Annotated in this window: 3 protein-coding genes; all 3 read left to right on the top strand. The window is 69.7% G+C overall.

Going from position 1 to position 3,371, the window contains the following annotated elements:
- Positions 1 to 143 precede the first annotated feature (143 nt).
- The 3 genes from HNS34_RS20885 to HNS34_RS20505 are packed head-to-tail and all read left to right on the top strand — an operon-like array spanning position 144 to position 3,285.
- Positions 144 to 1,382 (top strand): tyrosine-type recombinase/integrase, encoded by a 1,239-nt coding sequence (locus HNS34_RS20885; protein WP_172321931.1) that lies wholly within the window; start codon positions 144 to 146, stop codon positions 1,380 to 1,382.
- Positions 1,376 to 2,293 (top strand): tyrosine-type recombinase/integrase, encoded by a 918-nt coding sequence (locus tag HNS34_RS20510; protein ID WP_172321930.1) that lies wholly within the window; start codon positions 1,376 to 1,378, stop codon positions 2,291 to 2,293. Before HNS34_RS20885 ends, HNS34_RS20510 begins: the two co-directional genes overlap by 7 nt.
- Positions 2,290 to 3,285, top strand: coding sequence for a tyrosine-type recombinase/integrase (locus HNS34_RS20505; RefSeq protein WP_172321929.1), 996 nt, complete (start codon positions 2,290 to 2,292; stop codon positions 3,283 to 3,285). The genes HNS34_RS20510 and HNS34_RS20505 overlap by 4 nt, the downstream gene beginning before the upstream one ends.
- The last annotated feature ends 86 nt before the right edge of the window (positions 3,286 to 3,371 follow it).

Genomic DNA, 3,371 nt, shown 5'->3' with positions numbered 1-3,371 from the left:
TAATATGCGGAGCGCATGGTTATGCGGAGTTGGTCGTAAAATGCCAATTTGGCCAATGGGTTGAGCTGGCGGCGCTCGGCATAACCTGATTGAAGTCGAAGTCTTCACCTGCGCCTTCGGGCGCGATCATCGGAGACTTCGACATGACGACGACACCTCTTTTGCTGCCCGAGCGATGGGCGATGGATCCGGGCCCGCATGCGGGCCTCGTTGCGGCCTATGCCCGGGCGATCAGCGGAGTGGGCTATGATGCCTACACCACCAACTGCCTCGTTGCGGCAGCCCGGCATTTCTGCGCCTGGGCGCATTTGAGCGGGCGGACGCTCGATGGCGCGGGCGATGCGCTCCTATGCGACTTCGCCGGGCACAACTGCCAGTGCGGCGGGCAGCGGCGGGGTGGTCCGCGGTCGCGGCGCTACCTGTTCCGCGCCGAGCGGTTCACCCGCTTCCTCGTTGCCGAGGGCGTGCTCGCTCCGACGCCGTCGGATGACCCTTACGCGGACCATGTCACGCCCTATCTCGACTGGCTCGCGCGGCACCGCGGGTTGTCGGACATCACGGCGCGCTGCCACGCCAAGGGGCTGCGCCAGCTTCTGCCGGTGATCGGGACGGACCCGTCGGCATGGACGGCCGCCGGTCTGCGCAGCGTGATCCTCGACCGGCGCGGGCGCGAGAGCCGAGGGGCGCTGAAGCGCACGACCACCGTCCTGCGGTCCTGGCTGCGCTATCACAGCGCGATGGGGCAATGCGATCCGGCTCTGGTCGCGGCCGTCCCGACGATCGCCGACTGGAAGGGCCATCATCTGCCGCGCGGTCTGCGGCCGGAGGAGGTGACCGGGCTGCTCGCCGCCTGCGATCCTGCCACGCCGACGGGACGGCGAGACCGGGCGATCCTGCTTCTCCTCGCCCGGCTCGGGCTTCGGGCCGAGGATGTGCGGACCTTGCGCTTCGACCAGATCGATTGGGCGCGCGGGCGGATCACGCTCAGCGGCAAGGGGCGGCGCGAGAGCCGGCTGCCGTTGCCGCAGGAGGTGGGCGATGCGCTGCTCGTCTGGCTCGAGGACGGTCGCCCGCAGGTGGACGATCCGCATGTCTTCCTGCGCTATGCGCCGCCCTGGCGTCCGTTCACGGAATCGGCGGCGATCTCCAAGATCGTGGCCCGCGCCCTCGACCGGGCGGGGCTGACGAACACCCCGTCGCGTGGTGCGCATCTGCTGCGCCACTCGGCGGCGCGTGCCATGCTGGAGGACGGGGCGAGCCTCGAGGCCATCGGCACGGTGCTGCGGCACCGCTCCGTCTCGACCACCGCCAACTACGCCAAAGTCGATCTCGATGCTCTGCGTGGCATAGCGCAGGCCTGGCCGGAGGACCGGCCATGCTGAGTGCCGCCGTGCAACGACATGTCGCGCTGATGCGTGCTTGCGGCTTCGTCTTCGACGAGCAGGCCGAGCGCCTCGCCGATTACGCGGCCTTCGCGGAGAGGCGCGGTGAGAGCCATGTCCGGACCGCGACCGTTCTCGCCTGGTCGCGCAAGGGCGCGTCTCCCCAAAGGCGCCGCACGCTCTACCTGACCGTTCGCCGCTTCGCCTTGGCCGCGGTCGCCGAGGATGCCCGTCACCAGGTGCCGCCGCCCGACCTGCTGCCGCGTGCGACGAGGCAGCGTCCGGCACCGTATATATACGCACCAGACGAGGTCGCCAGCCTCGTAGCCGTTGCCGACCGGTGCGCCAGCCGACGCTGCCGTGTGCCGGGGCAGTACCGGGTCCTCTTCGGGCTTCTGGCCGCGACCGGCATGCGCATATCGGAGGCGCTCGGGCTCGACATTGCCGATGTCGCCCCGGACGGGCTTCTGATCCGCGAGGCCAAGCGGCGGGGGCGCAGGCTCCTGCCGCTGCACCCGACGGTCGAGACAGTACTCAAGGCGCACCTCGACCGGCGGGCGTGGATCCCGGATGTGTCCGGGGCCATGTTCCTCGGCGACCGGGGTGGGCGGCTGTCGGAGGGGACCGTGCGCGGCACCTTCCGGCGCATGCTGGCGCTGACCGGTCTGACAGGCGCCGCGCACGGCGGTCGCAACCCGCGGATCCACGATCTGCGCCACACCTTCGCGGTGCGCTCGCTCGAAGCCTGCGCCGCGGAGCGCGGTGCCGTCGCCCGCCATATGGTGGCGCTGAGCAGCTGGCTCGGCCATGTCAACATTGTGGATACCTACTGGTATCTCGAGGGCACGCCCGCCGTGCTCGGCCGGATCGCGGCGAGCACCGAGGCCTTCGCGGCGGGGGATCGCCCATGACCGCGCTGGCCAGATATCTGACCGCCTGGCTGCGCGAGCACCTGCCCGTGGACCGCGCCGCCAGCCCCAACACGATCGACGCCTATACGCAGACGCTCTCGCTTCTCCTGCGCTTCGCCGCGACGAGGCTCGGCCGGGCGCCCTCGGCGCTGATGCTCGAGGACATCGACGCCTCGCTGATCCTCGCCTTCCTCGAGGATATCGAGCGGCGCGGCGCCAGCGTCCGCACACGGAATGCCCGGCTGGCCGCCATCAAGGCGTTCTTCCGGTTCCTCGAACACCGCGTCCCGGCGTCGCTCGAGCAGATCCGGCAGGTGCACGCGATCCCGCGCAAGAAGGCCGACGAGGCGCTGGTGGCCTGGCTCTCGCGGGCCGAGATCCGGGCGCTGCTTGCCGCGCCCGATCCACGGCGATGGGAGGGCGTCCGCGACCGGGCCATGCTCAGCCTCGCCTATGCCTGCGGTCTCAGGGTCAGCGAACTGACCGGACTGGGGCTCGCCGATTACGACCGTCGCGATCCGGCCAGCCTGCATGTGACCGGCAAGGGACGTCGCGAGCGCATCCTCCCGCTCTGGAAGGAGACGCGGACCGCCCTGGAGGCGTGGTTGCGTCTGCGCGATCCGGACGGCGATGCCGCCCTGTTCCACAACCGCAGCGGCCGGGCGATGTCGCGATCGGGCTTCGAATACGTCCTCGCCCGGCACGTGGCGGTGGCGGCGAAAGCGGAGCCGGGGCTCCTGGAAAAGCGGGTGACGCCGCATGTGCTCCGGCACAGCTGCGCCATGCACACGCTGCAGGCTACGGGCGACGTCCGAAAGGTCTCGCTCTGGCTTGGACACGCCAGCATCCAGAGCACCGAGATATACCTGCGCGCCGATCCGACTGAGAAACTCGAGATGATCGCAGGTGCCGCCATGCCGAAACTGAAACCCGGCCGCTTCCGCCCGCCCGACAAGCTCCTCGCCATGCTCTCAGGCAAATCCGGGCCATGATTATGCGGAGTCGAAACCCCAAAAAACCAAGGCGGCGCAACCCGAGCTGCCCGCAACTCCGCATAACCATGCGCTCCGCATATTAC

The organism is Alterinioella nitratireducens, from assembly GCF_013155465.1.
In the GTDB taxonomy this organism is placed as follows: Bacteria; Pseudomonadota; Alphaproteobacteria; order Rhodobacterales; family Rhodobacteraceae; genus Alterinioella; species Alterinioella nitratireducens.
Note: the sequence above shows the minus strand (reverse complement) of the source record. Positions and strands in the feature narration are given on the sequence as shown.

Coding starts and splice junctions, on each gene's coding strand:
- HNS34_RS20885 (WP_172321931.1), top strand. CDS start 144: ATGACGACGACACCTCTTTTGCTGCCCGAGCGATGGGCGATGGATCCG.
- HNS34_RS20510 (WP_172321930.1), top strand. CDS start 1,376: ATGCTGAGTGCCGCCGTGCAACGACATGTCGCGCTGATGCGTGCTTGC.
- HNS34_RS20505 (WP_172321929.1), top strand. CDS start 2,290: ATGACCGCGCTGGCCAGATATCTGACCGCCTGGCTGCGCGAGCACCTG.